We start from the raw sequence: 18,710 nt of genomic DNA, 5'->3' as shown, positions 1-18,710 counted from the left end.
TATAAAAACTATTTATCACAACCTTTAAAAAAATCAATTGGACGACTAGCTGAGGAAGTGGTAAGCTTGTGTATATCAATGAGGAGGGAATCGTATGAGCAGACCGATAGTTGGAGTGACCGCTAATCTTTGTCCTGTTGATAAGGAAGGTAAAAATATTCACTCGTCCGTTTCTAGTAAATTTGCTGAGAGTATCAGAATCGCTGGCGGATTGCCTATGATTATCCCTGTTGGTGACAAAAATTTGGTGAGGGATTATGTTGAAAGTATTGATAAATTGATTTTGTCTGGCGGACAACATGTGCACTCCACTTTTTACGGAGAAAAGCAGACGATTGAGAGTGATGATTACAATATGGTGCGAGACGAGTTTGAGCTGGCTCTGTTAGCAGAAACTATTCGACAGGAAAAACCAATTATGGCGATTTGTCGAGGCTTGCAGCTAGTCAATGTTGCTTTTGGTGGAACGCTGAATCAGCATATTGACAACCATTGGCAGGGCTTACCTTTTGGAACTTCTCACTCTATTCAAACTGATAAAGGCAGCATTGTTGAAGAATTGTTCGGTCGTGCTAGTCAGATTAACTCTGTCCACCGACAAAGTATTAAAGATTTGGCGCCTAATTTTCGCGCAACAGCTTTTGATCCTAGGGATAGAACCATTGAAGCGATTGAGTCGCTAGATGATAGTCGCATCATTGGGCTTCAATGGCACCCAGAGTTTTTAGTCAATGAAGAAAAAGGAAATCTAGAACTTTTTCAGTATCTTTTGCAGAAATTGTAAATTTAAAATACGGCTTAAGCTTCATTTAAGAAAATCATTTTATAATAACATCATCAAATGAAGACCTCCTAACTTTATTTGATAGAAATCCTAAACTTTTTCATAATAATCTCCCTATAAGGGCCACCAAAGAGGTGGTCTTTTTTCTACCATTTGTCAAGCAATTCAATGTTTTTCAGTCAAAGAATTGATGATTGATTTGATTTTAATAGTTTATCCTAGCCCTTTTCGGCTCTTTTGATTGGAAAAAGAGTACACAAAAACAACACCTTATCTAGCTATTTTTTTCATAAGGTGTTACAATGATAGAGCATAGACGGCTTTAATGATTTTGGGTTAAAGTGTAATCGTAAAGTTTGTTATGCGTAATGAGGTAATACATTGTCCTTATGAGGCGATGCATTGAGGCAATCGTATGAGGCTTAGTTGAAGTCGTCTGCGATTGTCTTTTTCGTTTCTCATAAAAGTCCGCAATGTGGCAAGGATTGGTATGACTGGCCGAAGCAATGTTGTGAATGGTCTTGAAGAGAATCTTTCTGGCATAAGGATTGCCCCGCTTGGTGATATGTTCTTGAGCCAGAAAGTTTCCAGATTCGTAGTGTCTCAGATCAATTCCAATAAAGGCGTTGATTTGATTGGGAGACTGAAAACGGCGAATATCTCCTAATTCGCCTATGATAGAGGTGGCGGTTGTTTCAGCGATACCAGGGATGGAGAGAAGAATCTCGTATTCTGGTAGAGGTTTGGCCAGCTCTACCATTTTGTCTAAGATAGTCTGTCTGCGTTCGGTCAATCGTTGGAGTTCTCCTGCATAGTAACGAACCTCTTCAATCATTGGAGAGTTTTTCTTGGCAGCACAATAAGACTGTTTGGCTAACCCAATCAGTTTATCAACGAGATATTCCACTCGTTTATCAGAAATCCGCTTTGAAGTGGATTGGTGGATGATTTCGGCTAAGTCCTCCTCGGACAAGTCTAAGACGAAAGCTTTGCATGGGAATGCCCTCACCAGCTGCCAGTATTGTTCACCTGTTGGCGCTGATAAAATAGACTCTATTTCTGGGAAGGTCACTTGCAGTACTTTGTGAAGGCGGTTCTTAGTACGAACGGTATCCTCTGTCAGATTCTGATAGAAACGACTCAAATCCCGCAAGTCTTGATAAACCTCCTCTTGAACATAGGTCGGTTTACGATTGAGCACAAATTGAGATTGTGCTAGTTTTTCAGCGTCAATCTTATCTGTTTTACGAACTCGCAGGCTATCCAGTTGCTTCTTAGTTTCCAAAGGATTGAGCCGTGTATAAGTGTAGCCCTTTTCCTCCAGAAAAGCTTGGAGCCGCTCCTGTAGCTTCAAAAACAATCTCTGGTGTTTGGACTTGCTTCAGGTCTTCCAAGAGACGGCGGAATCCAATGGTATCGTTGGGCATGGTGTAGCCATGAACCGTCTCACTGTTGACTAAAATAGCCACCTCTGAACTTGCCTTGCTCATATCAATTCCAAACACAGTCCGCATGATAATTCCCTCTTTGTCTTGAATGATACCTTATTTTAGTGATGTCATTTTCAATACACGACGTCAAGCGTCCCACATACTTTGAACAGATTCCCACTAAAACAGGTGTCTTGCTAGTTTTTTGTACGACGTCTAGCGTCAAAAACACCCACGACTTAACAAGACACCTCTACTTTAACATAAAGAAAAAGCAGTGAGTACCATCTCCCGTCGGAGATTTCCTCACTACTAATCTTAGTATGTTTTATGTAGAAAAAAAGTCCCATATGACCTATAATGAAAAGCGACGAAACTACTCATTAGAAAGACTCATATGGAACAACTCGATTTTATCACAAAACTTCTTGGAATTGAAGACCAAAATATCAAAATAGACAATCTTTTTGATGCCGGTACTCACAAAGAAATCCTGGCCCACCTTGACTATGATGCCCCTCCATGCCCTGCCTGCAAGGGACAGATGACCAAATACGACTTCCAGAAACCTTCTAAAATCCCTTATCTGGAGACAGCAGGATACAAAACCCTTATCCGACTCAAAAAGCGGCGCTTTCGCTGTAAAAACTGTGGAAAAATGGCCGTCGCTGAAACCTCCCTCGTCCAGAAAAATCACCAGATTGCCGCTGCAGTCAAACAAAAAATCGCTCAATTATTGGTTGAGAAGCAAGCCATGACTGATATTGCGCACAGGCTCTCGATCTCAACTTCAACCGTCATTCGCAAGCTCAAGGAATTCAAATTTGAAACCAACTGGCAGAAACTGCCAGAAATTATGAGCTGGGATGAGTATAGCTTCAAGAAAGGGAAGATGAGCTTTATCGCTCAGGATTTTAATACCAATGAGGTCCTAACCATCCTGGACGGCAGAACCCAAGCGGTCATTAGAAACCATTTTCTACGCTATCCTAGACAGGTTCGTATGAGGGTCAAAGTGATGACCATGGACATGTTCAGTCCTTACTATCAGCTGGCCAAGCAGCTTTTCCCGCATGCCCAAATTGTTCTCGATCGTTTCCACATTATCCAGCACCTCAGCCGAGCTATGAACCGTGTCCGCATCCAAATCATGAACCCATTCGACCGAAAATCTCAGGAATACCGAGCCCTCAAACGCTATTGGAAACTCCTCCAGCAGGACAGCCGCAAGCTCAGCCATAAGCGTTTTTACAGGCCAGCTTTTCGGGCGCATTTAACCAATCAGGAGATTCTCCATCAGCTGCTCAGCTATTCGGACCAACTTCGACAGCACTATGAGCTTTATCAGCTTCTGCTCTTTCACTTTCAGGAAAAGCAAACTAATCATTTCTTTGACCTAATTGAGGAGAATCTTTCAGCTGTTCACCCAATTTTTCAAACCGTCTGTCGGACTTTCCTGAAGGACAGAGACAAGATTACCAACGCCTTGGAACTACCCTACTCCAACGCTAAGCTGGAAGCACTAAACAATCTCATCAAGGTCATTAAGCGCAACGCTTTTGGATTCAGGAACTTTGACAACTTTAAGAAACGCATTCTCATCGCTTTGAACATCAAAAGAGAGAGAACGAATCTCGTCCTCTCTAAAGCTTAGCTGACATCAACCCACTACAGTTGACAAAGAGCTACTTTTTTCTATCATTCTCCAAAAACATTTTGAATATCCTCATCCGTTATTCCAATCATAGGGTTGATTTTCAAGAAATTTTCCTCAGTCAAGATATATTTTTCCACAGTTGTTTCCAAATTATTCACAGAAGTGTGTATAACTTTTTCATCAGTTAGGAGGTCTGAAAAGCGTTGGATTAGATAGGTATTGCGAGCTGTGCCAGTGTTTTTGACAGCAAAGTCAAAGGCAGACTTTTCCCCAAGAAGAATCAATTTGCTCTTGGCACGGGTGATAGCAGTATAGATAAGATTGCGTTGCAGCATACGGTGGCTGCTGGATGTAATCGGTAAAATGACTACAGGAAATTCACTACCCTGAGATTTGTGGATACTCATAGCGTATGCCAGACGAATTTTATACCATTCGCTGCGTGGGTAAATGACTTCATTGCCATCAAAGTTGATAGTCAGCTCGTCCTGTTTAGAGTCCGTATATTTTGCTGGCAGCAAATCAGTGATATAACCCAAATCGCCGTTAAAGACATTGCTTTCCGCATCATTGACCAGATGAATCACCTTGTCGCCTTGTCGATATTGACAATCAGTTGCTTCAAAAATGATTTGTTCTGTTTCGACAGGATTGATTAGATTTTGCATGAGTTGATTGATGTGGTCAATCCCAGCCTGTCCGCGGTACATAGGCGCAAGCACCTGCACATCTTGAGCTGGAATGCCGCTGCGGAGAGCAGCCTCTACGATGCGCTCGATCATCTGTGGAATATGCTCGTTGCGCGCTTCAAAATAAGAACGGTCAGCTTTTTTTTCTATAAAATCAGGTGGCAGAATGCCTTTTTGAATCTGACTGGCTAAGGTGACGATAGTAGAGTCTTTGCTTTGTCGATAAATTTTTTCTAATTTGGTCTGCGGAAGAAGAGGGATTTTCAGCAAATCTGCTAACACTTGTCCAGGACTGACAGAGGGTAGTTGGTCGGCATCTCCGACGATTAGGAGTTTGGTGTTTGATGAAATGTTGCTGAGGAGTTGATTGGCTAACCAAGTATCTACCATTGAAAATTCGTCCACAATAATAAAGTCTGCGTCCAAATAATCGTCTAAATGGCTGGTGTCGTCGTCTCCTGTCATGCCTAAATGCCGATGAATTGTAGCGCTTGGAAGCCCTGTTAATTCATTCATGCGTCTGGCAGCACGCCCAGTAGGAGCTGCTAGCAGGATAGGCAAATCCTGAGATTTGCGCAAATCCAACCCATTCAGCAGAGCATAAACAGCAATGATTCCATTGATGACGGTCGTTTTTCCTGTTCCAGGGCCACCCGTTAGGATAAAAATTTTGTGATTGATAGCGTCACAAATTGCTTGTTTTTGAGTCACATCATAGGAAATGGCAAACTCATTTTCGATTTGAGCAATAGCAGCTTCGATCTTTTTCGGTTCAAACTTGTTTTGCTTCCCTTTTTCTAAAATGCGCAAGAGATTGCTACGAATCCCTTCTTCGGCAAAAAAGAGACTGTTTTCAAAAATCTTTGTATCAATATTTTGAACTTTATCTTCTTCAATCAAATGTGCCAGCTCATCCGCAACAGAACTTGGGTCTAACTCAATCTGACGGGAACTTTCGAGGAGTTCAATCGTATGTTCCAGAAGTTCTTTTGCTTCAAGATAGGTGTCGCCTTTTTCCATAGATTGAGTGAGGAGCGTGTGAAGCAACCCAGCACGAAAACGCTCTGGAGCGGTACCTTCAATCCCTAAGCTTTGTGCCAGTTGGTCGGCAATTTTAAAACCAATTCCTTGAATGTCTTCTACCAATTGGTAAGGATAGTGTTCCACGATTTCTAAGGTTTCTTCCTTGTAGAAATCTTGCACTTGAAAAGCTAGTTTGTTGGGGATACCGTATTCAGATAGCTTGGCAAGGATTCTCTCGGTACCGTAATTTTGTCTTAGTTTCGTGAGAAAGGCTTCGCGATTTTTGGCAGAAAGACCTGCAATATCCTTTAATTTTTCTGGCTCTGCTAAAACTTTGTCAATCGTGTTATCGCCATAGAGATCCACGATTTTTTGCGCTGTTTTTACACCAATCCCTTTAAAATGGTCGCTTGAAAAATATTTGACTAAGCCTTTGCTGGTTGGCTTTGCCCGCTCATAGCGTGTTATTTTGAGCTGTTCCCCATATTTAGGGTGTTGCACGAGGTTTCCCCAAAAAGTATAGTCTTCGCCCTCCATAATATCCGCCATGGTGCCTGTGACAATAATCTCAAAATCATCAAAATCTGCATCGGTGTCGTCAATATCTAACAGCAGAATCCGAAAGAAACTGCTGGGATTTTCAAAAATAATGCGTTCAATAGTGCCTGAAAAGTAAAATTCCATCATCTTCCTGTATCAATGTTAAAAGAATGGGAGTGGAACAGAACTAAAAATCAAAAATTTTTAGTTCGTAGTCCCACCCCCACAAGGTGCTTAAACAGTTGTCAAGCTGTTTAAGGTTGCAAATGAAGAAAACGAAGTTTTCGTCAAAGGTGCTCTTCCAAGCTTGAAAAGCGAACAGCTTTGATACTTGCTTCGCAAGTTTTATCTGCCACCTCAAAGCAGTGCTTTGAGCAATCACGGTGGCTTGCTTCACAAGTCTGATTTCCAACCTTCAACAATTCACTAGATTGTTGAAGCTGCGTTATTCGTTTATTCCTAAATCTGATAGAAGCTGGAACACTTTTTGTCCACCTCCAACGAATCAAAATAGACTTGTTTGGGATTAAAAAGTGCCAATTCTATTCAAAGGCCAGAAGCGGAATTTTGCTTCGCCCTGCAATTGACTGGCTTTAAAGGTTCCTACCTGACGGCTGTCTTTTGAAACAAGACGGTCGTCTCCTAAGAGCAGGTATTCGCCTTTTGGAACTTCAATAGTGAAACTAGTGTTGCCGTTTGCGTCCTGCGTAAAGGCTTGAGCTTTGTCTGCTAAAGATTGGAAGAAACTATTGTAGGAATAGGTTTTCTGCAATTTATCATCTTTAAACTTCGTGAGGTAATTGTTAAGATAAGATTCGTTGGTCTTTTTGCCATTTACATACAATTGGTCGTTTTCGTAGCGGATAGTGTCTCCAGGAAGACCGATCACCCGCTTGACAATTTGCTTGGTTTTTCCATCTTCGTCTTTTTCACTTGCAACGACAATATCAAAGCGATTGACAGGCAGGTGTTTGACAACAAATAAATACTCTCCATTAGCTAAGGTTGGATCCATTGAATGCCCGTCTACCTTGACAGGAACCCAGAAAAAGGCGCGTGATAAGAAAAGAACGGCCATAAAGAGGATAAAAAATCCCCATTCTTTCATAAATTTTGAAAAAGTAGTTGATTTTGCTTGCATAACTTACCTTTCTAGAAGTTTTTTTGCTTTTTCAGTATTTTTAAAATGTAGTTTCGCACTCACTTCTAAACTCTTCATACCATAGGCTTGAAGAAGCTGACTTGCGACTTTATCGGACTTTGCTCCTGCTCCGCTAGGCAATTCGTAGCCGAGCTCTTGGCTTAAATTTTCAAGATTTTCTAAAAAGAGGTCGCGTGCAATCATGGAACTGACTGCTACGGCTAAGTATTTCCCTTCTGCTTTTTTCTCTAATGTAATAGGATTTGAAAAGCGATTGCTTTCCTGCTGGAGATATTTTTGATAATTTTTGTCGCTCGTGAAGGCATCAATGACAATTTTTTCTGGTTGCACTCCCGTTTGTAGTAACAGATAAATAGCTTGATTGTGAAGGGCAACCTTGACAGACACCGCATTGTAGCCAGAAGCGATAACTTGGTTGTATTTTTTCGGGGACAATAGCAGAGCTTGGTGCTGGATTTTTTCTTTCAACAGAGGAACGATTTGCCTGATTTTCTGGTCTGTTAAGGTTTTAGAATCGCCAACGCCCAATTTTCGTAAAAAATCATGCTGCTCTGGTGTGACAAAAGAAGCCACAACAGCGAGCCCGCCAAAATAAGAGCCATTTCCCACCTCATCTGTTCCAATCAGAGGACAATTTTGCCGATGAGATGTCGTTTTTTCTTTGGACGCTTGATAGCCAAAAAATTCTGCTGCCTGTCCGGCTGTTTCCCCTTGAAAGAGGACTTTTCCTGAAGTATAGACGGAGACAGTTGCCTTATCAAGCTTAAAAAGATAGCGAATGTAGGGATTTTTGCTAGCGACAAGCTGTGTCTGATATTGTGTGACAAAATCTTGAATTTGTCTCTCGCTTGGTTGCAAGGTAATACTTTCCATATTGTTATTGTACCATAAAAGTTATAAATTTCTTTAAAAACTGACAAAATCTCTTCCTTTTGGTATAATATTTTGAGGTGATTTTATGGCAAACTTAAATCGATACAAATTTACTTTCGGAAAGAAGAGTGTAACCTTAACAACAGAACACGATAATTTATTCATGGAAGAAGTTGAAAAGGTTGCGACAGAAAAATATCACGCAATTAAAGAGAAGATGCCTGCGGCAGATGATGAAACATTAGCTATTTTGCTGGCGGTTAATAGTTTAGCGACGCAATTGTCACGTGAGATTGAGTTCGATGACAAGGAGCAAGAGCTGGAAGAACTTCGTAAAAAAGTGCTAGAAGCCAACAAGCAAAAGGTAAGTGAGCAAGAGGGCGCCCTATGATTTCATTAGTAATTTTGCTGATTTTAGCTTGGAGTTTTTACATTGGCTATTCGCGCGGAATTGTTTTGCAGGCTTATTATACTGTTTCGGCGGTTATTTCAGCAATTATTGCAGGGCAACTGTACCAATCTCTGGGTGAACAAATCAATCTTTTAGTTCCCTACGCCAGTGCACAGGAAGGAACATTTACCTATTTCTTTCCCAGCAGCCAATTGTTCCAGTTGGATAAGGTTTTTTATGCCGGTCTGGCTTATTTAGCAGTTTATACGATTGTTTATAGCATAGCCCGTTTTATTGGGATTTTTATTCACTTGGTGCCAAACAAGAAAGCCAATGAGCGTTGGTACAATGTTGCTAGTGGTGCTTTAGCTGTTTGCGTCACTTTATTTGGAATTCAAATGCTGCTGACCGTTTTAGCAACGATTCCCTTACCACTTGTTCAAAATCATCTCAATGCCAGTGGTTTAGCTCGTTTTATCATCAGTCACACACCAATTACTTCAGGAATGTTGAAACAACTCTGGGTGACCAAAATCATCGGATAAATACAAAGACTCAGTTGGTGGTGCTAGCTGAGTTTCTTTTTCATCAGGAAAGATAAGAATATGAATAGAAAAATTTTAGAAACATTAGAATTTGGGAAAATCAAGGCGCTCTTTGAACCCTATCTTCTGACAGAACAAGGGTGCTTGGAATTGCAGCAGCTGTTCCCATCCAATAAACAGGAAAGGCTGGAGACAGCATTCTTAGAAATGACGGACATGCAGCAGATTTTTGTACAGCATCCGCATTTTAGTCTAGCTGCGACCCAAGACATTACGGGCTTGACCAAGCGCTTGGAGCTGGAAGGCGACTTAAACATTGAAGAATTTCTCGCTCTGAAGCGGGTTCTGGCTGTCACGCAAGAATTGACTGATTTTTATGAGGATTTGGAAAATGTTGAGTTGCAAAGATTGAACCGACTTTTTGAAAATCTGGTTCCTTTTCCGAGCCTGCAAGGAGCGCTGCAAGCGATCAATGAAGGCGGATTTGTTGAAAGTTTTGCGAGTGATACTTTGGCTCGCATTCGCCGAAAAATTCAAGAAAATGAAGTTCAAGTGAGAGATATTTTGCAAGATATTCTCAAAACCAAGGGCGATATGTTAGCAGATCAAGTAGTAGCCAGTCGAAACGGTCGCAATGTTTTGCCGGTCAAAAATACATTCCGCCATCGTATCTCAGGCGTGGTGCATGATATTTCTGCCAGTGGAAACACGGTGTATATTGAGCCGCGGGCAGTGGTCAATCTCAATGAAGAAATCACCAATGCACGTGCAGACGAGCGCTATGAGATTTTGCGGATTCTGCAAGAGTTATCAGAACGCATTCGTCCGCATGCTGCTGAAATTACCAATAATGCTTGGATTATCGGACATCTAGACTTTGTTCGAGCTAAGGTGCGTTTTATGCAGGAGAGAGGAGCGGTAGTACCCAAGCTGTCTGACCGTCAGAATATTCGACTGCTCCATGTTGCTCATCCCCTGATAGAAAATGCAGTAGCCAATGACCTGTACTTTGCGGCGGATTTGACTGAGATTGTCATCACGGGACCCAATACAGGCGGAAAGACGATTATGCTCAAAACCCTAGGCTTGGCTCAGCTTATGGCGCAGTCCGGTCTGCCTATTTTGGCAGATGAAGGGAGCCGAGTGGGGATTTTTGACCAAATCTTTGCGGACATTGGAGATGAGCAGTCTATTGAGCAGAGCTTATCGACTTTCTCTAGCCACATGACCAATATTGTTGCCATTTTAGAGCAGTCAGACGAAAATTCTTTGGTGCTTTTGGACGAGCTGGGAGCTGGAACCGATCCGCAGGAAGGAGCAGCTCTTGCTATGGCAATTCTTGAGGACTTGCGGCTACGACAGGTCAAGACAATGGCGACGACCCACTACCCAGAGCTCAAAGCCTATGGGATTGAGACTGAGGGAGTGCAAAATGCCAGCATGGAGTTTGATACAGATAGCCTAAGACCGACTTATCGTTTTATGCAGGGAGTGCCGGGTCGCTCCAATGCTTTTGAGATTGCAAGGCGTTTAGGTCTGTCTGATAGAGTGGTCAAGGATGCTCAAGAATTGACTGACACGGACAGCGATGTCAATCGCGTTATTGAGCGCTTGGAAGAGCAGACCTTGGAAAGCCGTAAGCGCTTAGACAATATCCGTGAGGTGGAGCAAGAAAATCTCAAATTTAACCGAGCACTCAAAAAACTTTACAATGAGTTTAACCGAGAGAAAGAAACCGAACTCAATAAGGCAAGATTGGAAGCGCAGGAAATCATTGATGTGGCGCTGACCGAGAGTGATACGATTCTCAAAAATCTCCATGATAAGTCTAGTCTCAAACCGCATGAGATTATCGAAGCTAAAAGCCAGCTGAAAAAATTAGCTCCGGAAACGGTGGACTTGTCACAGAATAAAGTGCTGAAACAAGCTAAAAAAGCACGGAAACCAAAGGTGGGAGACGATATTCTGGTAATTAGCTACGGTCAGAGAGGGACGCTTGTCAATCAGCTCAAGGACGGCCGCTGGGAAGCACAAGTTGGGCTCATTAAAATGACTTTGGAGGAAGCAGAGTTTAACCTGCTCAAAGCTGAAAAAGAACAGCCCAAGAAAAAGCAGGTCAATGTGGTGAAACGAACGACAACAAGTGGGCCAAGAGCCAGACTGGATTTGCGAGGCAAGCGCTACGAAGAAGCTATGCAAGAGTTGGACGCTTTTATTGACCAAGCCTTGCTCAACAATATGGCTCAGGTGGACATTATTCACGGGATTGGGACTGGCGTCATTCGCGAAGGCGTCACCAAATATCTCCGCCGCAATAAGCATGTCAAGAGTTTTGGTTATGCACCGCAAAATGCTGGTGGCAGCGGAGCGACGATTGTGGTGTTTAAGTAATGCAGAGTTGGTGAACAAAACTGTTCATGGTAAAGAAGAAAGATTGAAAAGAGGAAACATTTATGAGACAAAAAGGAATACAAGATTCTTGTACAACGATTCTGGTTGGGAAAAAAGCGAGTTATGATGGTTCAACTATGATTGCACGTACAGAGGATTCGCAAAATGGTGTGTTTACGCCCAAGAAATTTATTGTTGTTAACCCAGAAGATCAGCCGCGGCATTATAAATCAGTGCTGTCAAGTTTTGAGATAGATTTGCCGGACAATCCAGTTCGCTACACCAGTGTACCGGACGCTCTTGCAAAAGACGGGATTTGGGGTGAAGCTGGTATCAATGTCTACAATGTAGCCATGAGCGAGACCGAGACGATTACCACCAATAGCCGAGTGCTGGGAGCAGATCCTTTGGTGGCGACTGGTATCGGAGAAGAAGATATGCTGACCTTGGTGCTGCCTTATATCAAAACGGCACGTGAGGGTGTGTTGCGCTTAGGGAAGATTCTTGAAGAATACGGCACCTATGAGTCAAACGGGATTGCCTTTTCTGACGTGGATGAAATTTGGTGGTTGGAGACAATCGGCGGACATCATTGGATAGCTCGCCGTGTGCCAGATGACGCCTATGTGACCAATCCAAACCAGCTGGGAATGGATTATTTTGAGTTTGACAATCCAGAATATTTCCTCTGTGATTCTGATTTGAAAGACTTTATTCGTCGCAATCATTTGAATCTCAACTATGACGGGGAATCTTTCAATCCGCGCTATGCTTTTGGCAGCCAGCGTGACAAAGACCGTCATTACAATACACCGCGTGCTTGGGATATTCAGCGTTTTCTCAATCCAGAAATCGAGCAAGACCCGCGCTCCTTTTTCCTTCCTTGGTGTCAAAAACCCTACCGCAAAATCACGATTGAAGATGTCAAGTATGTCCTTAGCAGCCATTACCAAGACTCTCCTTATGACCCTTATGGCTTAGAAGGCACACCTCACAGCCAGCGGACTTTCCGCACGATTGGGATTAACCGCACAAGTCAAACATCTATCTTGCAGTTGAGACCCAATAAACCCCAGGAAACGACGGGTATTCAATGGTTGTCCTATGGCTCTATGCCTTACAATACAGCCGTTCCTTTCTTTACTCAAATTTCTACGACGCCGACTTATTTTGCGAATACAGGTGAGAAAGTCTCTACGGATTCGTTCTATTGGACAAATCGCTTAATCGCTGCTTTGGCTGACGCGCATTTTTCTAGTCATCTGGGAGATTTGGATGATTATCAGGAAACGACTATGGCTTTGGGACATGAAATGTTAGGGCGCGTGGATTGTGCCTTGGAAAAGGGAGAAATAGTTGATTTTGAAGCAGAAAATCAAGCCCTAAGCGATAAGATTCAAGAAGCAACGGACCAACTTCTGAATAAAATCTTGCTAGACGCCAGCAATCTGATGACCAATCATTTTTCTTTGAGCGACTAACCTATGGAATGAGAGGAGTTAGCTTTTCACTCCGTAGTAAATTCTGATATTACAGAAGATTTGTCTCAGGTAATTTCCAACGGATAGAAGTTTATTTTCGGAATGATTGAACGCTAATCTGCGGAGGAGCTTTTCGCTCCGTAGCAAATATTTTGCAAATGCTTCCTTTTAGTGTAGAATGATGTCAAGAAATGAAATAGAGCGATGACATCGGTCATCGTCAGAGGAGAATAATATGGTAGCAGCAGTTACAGATGCAAACTTTGCAGAAAAAACAAAAGACGGACTTGTCCTCATTGACTTTTGGGCAGCATGGTGTGGTCCTTGCCGCATGCAGGCACCGATTTTGGAAAAATTAGCCGAAGAAGTGCATGAAGACGAATTGAAGATTTTCAAAATGGACGTGGACGCCAACCCAAATACACCAAGTGAATTTGGAATCATGTCAATCCCGACCCTCATCTTCAAGAAAGACGGGCAAGTGGTGAAGCAAGTTGTCGGTGTTCATACCAAAGAACAATTAAAAGCTATTGTAGCCGAATTAAGTTAAAAAAGAAAAGGCTTGAACGAAAGTTTCAAGTCTTTTCTCTTTTTAAGATTAGAAGAGTATTTTTGACGTAAATTCACTTTCGTCATCCACACCCTTTTGCCAATAGAAAAATGCACAAATCGATGCTATAATGAAAATGAAGAAAGATTGTTTCAATCAGAAGGGGCGGTCAAATTATGGGAACGTTTGGAATAGTAGCTGTATTCGTCATTATTGTACTTTTATTCATTTGTATCTACCTTCTTTTCAAAGTTATCTTCAAAAAATAAAGTTAGAAGTTAAGCAGGAAATAATTGCAAACAAGACAATTTCATTTCGTCCGCGCGGCTGACAAGGCAAACTGATTGTCGTTCACTCCGTCCGCTCGGCGGACGAGATAAACTTCTTTTGATTCATGCTGTCCGCCGGGCGGACGGAGCAAACCAAAAGTAAGGGAGACTTTCCGCCGGGCGGACGAAGCAAACGAAAAGTAGTTGAGGTCATCCGCCGCGCTGACGGAAAAAGGAGAAGTCATTGAAACGGTCGCTTTAAGTGATAAGTAAAAAAGGAAAGAAGGAATTTATGAAGCAAGAAAAGCTCATTGGACTTAAGATTAGTAATCTTCCTTTCCGTGCTCAATAACAGCCGCAAGCACTATGCGGATATTTTTGCCCGCCGCAAGGGGAAAGTGCCTAAGGCAGAATTGGGTTAATTAAAAAATGAGGCTGGGACATTTCCAATCTCATTGTATTACGTTTTTTTCCTTTTTCTCCAAGTACTTTTTTCTGCAACTGCGGTAAAGAGGGCATCCGTTGAGGAATTGAGCGCCGTTTCACAGGAATCTTGGATAACTCCAATGATGAATCCTACCCCAACGACTTGCATGGCAACATCATTTGAAATCCCGAAGAGACTACAAGCAACAGGAATGAGCAAAAGAGAGCCACCTGCCACTCCGGAAGCGCCACAAGCAGAGATAGCGGCGACAATGCTGAGGATTAATGCTGTCGCAAAGTCAATCGAAATGCCTAATGTATTGACTGCAGCAAGGGTGAGCACATTGATGGTAATAGCTGCTCCAGCCATGTTAATAGTGGCACCAAGTGGGATAGAAACGGAATAGGTATCTTTGTTGAGTCCTAGTTCTTCACAAAGTTTCATGTTGACAGGAATATTAGCAGCTGAACTACGTGTGAAGAAAGCTGTTACACCACTGACTTTTAAACACCGCCAAACAAGTGGGTAGGGATTTTTTCTCATCAGAACAAAAGCAATGAAAGGGTTGACGACCAGAGCTACAAAAAGCATGATAGCGATTAAAACTGCTAACAAGCTGCCATAGTTAGCCAACACTGCCAACCCTTTGTCAGAAATCGTTTTAAAGACTAAACCAAGAATTCCAAAAGGAGCCAAATTGATAATCCATTCAACGACCTTAGAGGTTACACTTGCCATAGTTTGCAAAAGCTCTTTACTGCTTTTGCTGGCTTCACGCATGGCAAGTCCAAATACCACAGCCCAAGATAATATTCCAATATAGTTTGCGGTGATGAGAGCATTGACTGGATTGTCCACTACTTTGAGCAACAAATTACTGAGGACTTGCCCAATCCCATCTGGTGGTGTAATCTTGGTCTTTGACGCTGTGAGTGTGATGTGTAAAGGAAAAAGGTAGTTAGCTAGCACTGCGACTAAAGCTGCTGAGAATGTTCCCAAAAGATACAAGATAATGATAGTTTTCATGTTGGTTTCTTGCCCTTTTCGATGTTGTGATAGAGCATTGGTCACCAAAGCAAAAACCAACAGTGGAGCAATGCCTTTTAAGCCACCAACAAATATATCTCCTAATAACCCAATTGCTGATAGCTTAGGAAAGGTCAAGCCAAGGACAGCCCCTAATGCAATCCCGATAGCAATACGCTTAATCAAACTAGATTTTTTCCAAGCTAAAACTATTCTTTTCATATCATATAATCCCTTCATGATCATAATGTCTCCCATTATAGTATAAATATTCTGAAAAATCAATCTGTTTTAGATAGAATACACTGGGGGGAGTTAGCATTCCCCTGATTCAATTAGGCTCAGATATGGTATAATAGAGATAAATACGAGGAGGTGAAGTATGCTCTCAGTAAACAAGAATGTATTCTATCGCTACTTTGAAAAACTCAACTGGTCTCATTTGGTAGATGATGTCTTTAGCAAGCTCGTTTCACTTTTGCTCTTGCTAGCTCTCTTTTACCTTGCTAAAAAGCTGGTACATGTACTCGTAAGAAAGATTATCTCACCCTCTTTGAAACTCTCCAGTCAAGACGAAGGGCGGCAAAAGACCCTCACTCGTTTGATTGAAAATTTGCTGAATTACACTCTTTACTTTTTTTTGATTTATTGGATATTGGCGATTTTAGGCTTGCCGGTGTCAAGTTTACTGGCAGGAGCTGGGATTGCTGGGGTGGCAATCGGGATGGGAGCGCAAGGCTTCTTGTCTGATTTAGTCAATGGTTTCTTTATTTTGTTGGAGCGGCAGTTGGATGTCGGAGACAGCGTTCGTCTGACTAATGGCTCGATTAAAATCGCAGGAACAGTCGTGAGCGTCGGGATTCGGACGACACAAGTGCGCGATGCAGATGGCACTTTGCATTACGTTCCTAATCGCAACATTACCGTCGTCAGCAATCTCTCACGCGGCAATATGCGAGCGCTCATTGATATTCCATTATACGCTCAGACGGATTTGGAGAAGGTCACTCGGATTATCCAGCAGGTCAATCAAGAATATGCGGGCGATCAAGTAGAAATTTTGCAGGAACCAGTGATTCTAGGCCCTCAACTCGCAGACAATGGACAATTTTATTTTCGTATTAGTATCACCGTCCAAAGCGGTAGCCAAAGCACCGTTTATCATCAATTTTACAGACTGTATCATGACGCTCTATTAAAGGGAGGAATTGATTTGCCAACGATTTATGCGCCAGCATAGGCAGAAAGGAGATTACTATGGAAGAACAAGTACCGCATGAAATAACGACCCCTGACGGTCATGTCTATCGCTTGAAACAGCCTTTGTATAAACAGCCTTTGTTTTGGACGACAATCATTAGCTGTGTCATGCTCTTTTGCATCACCCTCATGGTGGCTGGTTTAAGTATTGTCAACCTTGCTTTTCTAGGACATGGCACTCGAACTGAAATGTATCAAGATAATTACAAACATCATCGCCTGGGAGATAGCGTTCGTTTTGAAAATGGTCTGAAAGTTACTGTCCAGTACATTCACGTGGATTCTAAAGAGCGAATGGAAGGTCAAGCAACAGGTGCGATGATTACGGCTAAGGTTATTATCGAAAATACCTCTAGCGAAAAGCTCCCACTCAATGTTTATGACTTTGATTTACAAGACGAAATGGGCGAATCCTATGTAATGGATGATGCCATTTTTGAGGCCAACAAAATCAAAGAGGAACTCGTAGCGGGTGAAAAGGTAGAATGGAAGCTGATGTATGACGGTGAGGACGGCGCGCAGCAGCCTTACACTCTCACTTATGACAATGTCAAGTGGGGAGAAACCCAAAGCGTGAAGTTTTAGAAATTTTCAGCAGAAGAACAATAAAAGGCTGTGGACAAATTCGTCCACAGCCTTTTATCCTGTATATTCGTTTAAACAATTCCTTGAGCAATCATAGCGTTGGCGATATTTTCAAAAGCAGCAATGTTTGCTCCTGCTAGATAGTCTTTGCCAAGATTGTAGTTTTCAGCAGTTGTCTTAGCAGTGTTGAAGATGTTGGTCATGATGTCTTTCAGACGAGTATCTACTTCTTCACGCGTCCATGAGAGACGGAGACTATTTTGGCTCATTTCAAGAGCAGATACAGCCACCCCACCGGCATTGGCAGCCTTGGCAGGACCATAAAGGAGACCATTTTCTTTGTAAACGACAATGGCGTCAAGATTACTTGGCATGTTAGCACCTTCTGATACACAGAATACGCCTTGCGCTACCAAGCGTTTTGCTGCTTCACCATCGATTTCATTTTGAGTGGCACATGGCAGGGCAATGTCAAATGCACCTTCGTAAGTCCAGACAGAGCCTTCGTGATAAGTAGCACTAGCTCTGTCAGCAGCGTATTCTGTCAGACGAGCACGACGTTTTTCTTTCACATCTACCAGAAGATCAAAGTCAATTCCGTCCTTGTCAATGATATAACCATTTGAATCAGACACAGAAATGACTTTAGCACCAAGAGCTGTTGCTTTTTGCACAGCATATTGGGCGACATTTCCGGCACCGGATACAACAACGGTCTTTCCGTCAAAACTTTCACCGTTTGCTTTAAGCATTTCTTGCGTATAGTAAACAAGACCGTAACCAGTTGCTTCTGGGCGAATCAGAGAACCTCCAAAACCAAGTGGTTTACCAGTCAAGACACCAGCATCAAATTGGCGTAGGCGTTTGTACTGACCGTAAAGATAGCCAATCTCGCGTCCGCCAACCCCAATATCACCAGCAGGAACGTCAAGAGAAGGACCGATGTATTTTTGCAATTCTGTCATGAAGCTTTGGCAGAAACGCATCACTTCAGCATCTGTCTTGCCTTTCGGATCAAAGTCAGATCCACCTTTACCACCGCCGATTGGCAGTCCAGTCAAAACATTTTTAAAGATTTGTTCAAATCCAAGAAATTTCAAAATCCCTTGATTAACCGTTGGGTGGAAACGAAGACCGCCCTTATATGGCCCAACTGCGGAATTAAATTGTACGCGGTAACCGCGATTGACTTGAACCTTGCCGTCGCGATCAACCCAAGGAACACGGAAACTAATCACACGTTCTGGCTCGGTAATGCGCGCCAAAATGTTTTCTTCAATGTATTCAGGATGTTTTTCAAAAACTGGTTCAAGCGTGTTTAAAAATTCTTCTACCGCTTGCAGAAATTCTGCTTCGTGAGCATTGCGAGCTTTCACAGCTTCAAAAGTGCTTTGGATATATTCTTTAGCAGTTGTCATAGATTTCTCCTTAAATAAGATACGAGGACGAGTAAAAGTCGTACAAAAATAGGAGGCTAACGCCGTGTTTGATAAACACAAGGAAACCTATCTTTTTTGCTAGACTTTCCATCCGAGTTCAGTTGCAATAAGATACTAAGACTGTAAAAAAACAAAAGCAATCACGTCGCTATGCTCCTTAATATCCACGTCCGTAATTCCCTATGCTC

The 18,710-nt window shown here is 42.4% G+C and carries 14 protein-coding genes and 1 pseudogene; 9 read left to right on the top strand and 6 right to left on the bottom strand.

From position 1 onward, the window contains the following. Positions 1 to 94 precede the first annotated feature (94 nt). Positions 95 to 784, top strand: a complete 690-nt coding sequence (locus SanJ4206_RS08500; protein ID WP_003028628.1) for a gamma-glutamyl-gamma-aminobutyrate hydrolase family protein — start codon at positions 95 to 97, stop codon at positions 782 to 784. A 322-nt stretch (positions 785 to 1,106) separates the two neighbouring features. Here the strand turns inward: SanJ4206_RS08500 and SanJ4206_RS08495 are convergent. Further along, positions 1,107 to 2,298: pseudogene (locus tag SanJ4206_RS08495) on the bottom strand (IS110 family RNA-guided transposase). Between the two features lie 313 nt (positions 2,299 to 2,611). On the opposite strand from SanJ4206_RS08495, the gene SanJ4206_RS08490 reads away from it, so the two are divergent. Continuing rightward, positions 2,612 to 3,868, top strand: a complete 1,257-nt coding sequence (locus SanJ4206_RS08490; protein WP_157622113.1) for an ISL3 family transposase — start codon at positions 2,612 to 2,614, stop codon at positions 3,866 to 3,868. Between the two features lie 44 nt (positions 3,869 to 3,912). On the opposite strand, the gene recD2 is transcribed toward SanJ4206_RS08490, so the two are convergent. The 3 genes from recD2 to rnhC form a co-directional block, all read right to left on the bottom strand. Then, complete coding sequence (recD2, locus tag SanJ4206_RS08485; RefSeq protein WP_022525468.1) at positions 3,913 to 6,267, bottom strand: SF1B family DNA helicase RecD2; 2,355 nt, start codon at positions 6,265 to 6,267, stop codon at positions 3,913 to 3,915. Positions 6,268 to 6,649: 382 nt separating this feature from the next. After that, the gene (gene lepB / locus SanJ4206_RS08475) at positions 6,650 to 7,264 is read right to left on the bottom strand and encodes a signal peptidase I (protein ID WP_003028620.1); all 615 of its coding nucleotides are present in this window, start codon (positions 7,262 to 7,264) and stop codon (positions 6,650 to 6,652) included. A 3-nt stretch (positions 7,265 to 7,267) separates the two neighbouring features. Beyond that, a complete protein-coding gene (rnhC, locus tag SanJ4206_RS08470) occupies positions 7,268 to 8,158 on the bottom strand; it encodes a ribonuclease HIII (protein WP_004224413.1) in 891 nt (296 codons plus the stop codon). 85 nt (positions 8,159 to 8,243) lie between these two features. On the opposite strand from rnhC, the gene SanJ4206_RS08465 reads away from it, so the two are divergent. The 5 genes from SanJ4206_RS08465 to trxA all read left to right on the top strand — a co-directional run bounded on the left by SanJ4206_RS08465 (position 8,244) and on the right by trxA (position 13,516). Beyond that, complete coding sequence (locus SanJ4206_RS08465; RefSeq protein WP_004224416.1) at positions 8,244 to 8,549, top strand: hypothetical protein; 306 nt, start codon at positions 8,244 to 8,246, stop codon at positions 8,547 to 8,549. Beyond that, positions 8,546 to 9,094 (top strand): CvpA family protein, encoded by a 549-nt coding sequence (locus SanJ4206_RS08460; RefSeq protein ID WP_003039514.1) that lies wholly within the window; start codon positions 8,546 to 8,548, stop codon positions 9,092 to 9,094. Before SanJ4206_RS08465 ends, SanJ4206_RS08460 begins: the two co-directional genes overlap by 4 nt. Before the next feature lie 60 nt (positions 9,095 to 9,154). Then, entirely contained in the window at positions 9,155 to 11,485 is a 2,331-nt protein-coding gene (locus SanJ4206_RS08455; protein WP_004224418.1) for an endonuclease MutS2, read from the top strand. Positions 11,486 to 11,547: 62 nt separating this feature from the next. Beyond that, a complete protein-coding gene (locus SanJ4206_RS08450) occupies positions 11,548 to 12,966 on the top strand; it encodes a C69 family dipeptidase (protein ID WP_004224420.1) in 1,419 nt (472 codons plus the stop codon). A 235-nt stretch (positions 12,967 to 13,201) separates the two neighbouring features. After that, on the top strand, positions 13,202 to 13,516 hold the full coding sequence (gene trxA / locus SanJ4206_RS08445; protein ID WP_003032965.1) for a thioredoxin: 315 nt from the start codon (positions 13,202 to 13,204) through the stop codon (positions 13,514 to 13,516). Positions 13,517 to 14,245: 729 nt separating this feature from the next. Here the strand turns inward: trxA and sstT are convergent. After that, positions 14,246 to 15,460, bottom strand: a complete 1,215-nt coding sequence (gene sstT, locus SanJ4206_RS08440; protein ID WP_100069427.1) for a serine/threonine transporter SstT — start codon at positions 15,458 to 15,460, stop codon at positions 14,246 to 14,248. A gap of 160 nt (positions 15,461 to 15,620) precedes the next feature. Here sstT and SanJ4206_RS08435 point away from each other — a divergent pair, with 160 nt between their 5' ends. Together SanJ4206_RS08435 and SanJ4206_RS08430 are read left to right on the top strand one after the other, a co-directional pair. Further along, positions 15,621 to 16,478: a mechanosensitive ion channel family protein gene (locus SanJ4206_RS08435; protein ID WP_004224434.1), complete on the top strand. Its 858-nt coding sequence runs from the start codon at positions 15,621 to 15,623 to the stop codon at positions 16,476 to 16,478. A gap of 17 nt (positions 16,479 to 16,495) precedes the next feature. Continuing rightward, the gene (locus SanJ4206_RS08430; protein WP_004224436.1) at positions 16,496 to 17,083 is read left to right on the top strand and encodes a DUF4352 domain-containing protein; all 588 of its coding nucleotides are present in this window, start codon (positions 16,496 to 16,498) and stop codon (positions 17,081 to 17,083) included. A gap of 71 nt (positions 17,084 to 17,154) precedes the next feature. Here SanJ4206_RS08430 and gdhA read toward each other — a convergent pair whose 3' ends face one another. After that, the gene (gene gdhA / locus SanJ4206_RS08425; RefSeq protein WP_004224438.1) at positions 17,155 to 18,501 is read right to left on the bottom strand and encodes an NADP-specific glutamate dehydrogenase; all 1,347 of its coding nucleotides are present in this window, start codon (positions 18,499 to 18,501) and stop codon (positions 17,155 to 17,157) included. Positions 18,502 to 18,710: the final 209 nt, after the last annotated feature.

Source organism: Streptococcus anginosus, assembly GCF_001697145.1.
Lineage (GTDB): Bacteria > Bacillota > Bacilli > Lactobacillales > Streptococcaceae > Streptococcus > Streptococcus hominis.
Note: the sequence above shows the minus strand (reverse complement) of the source record. Positions and strands in the feature narration are given on the sequence as shown.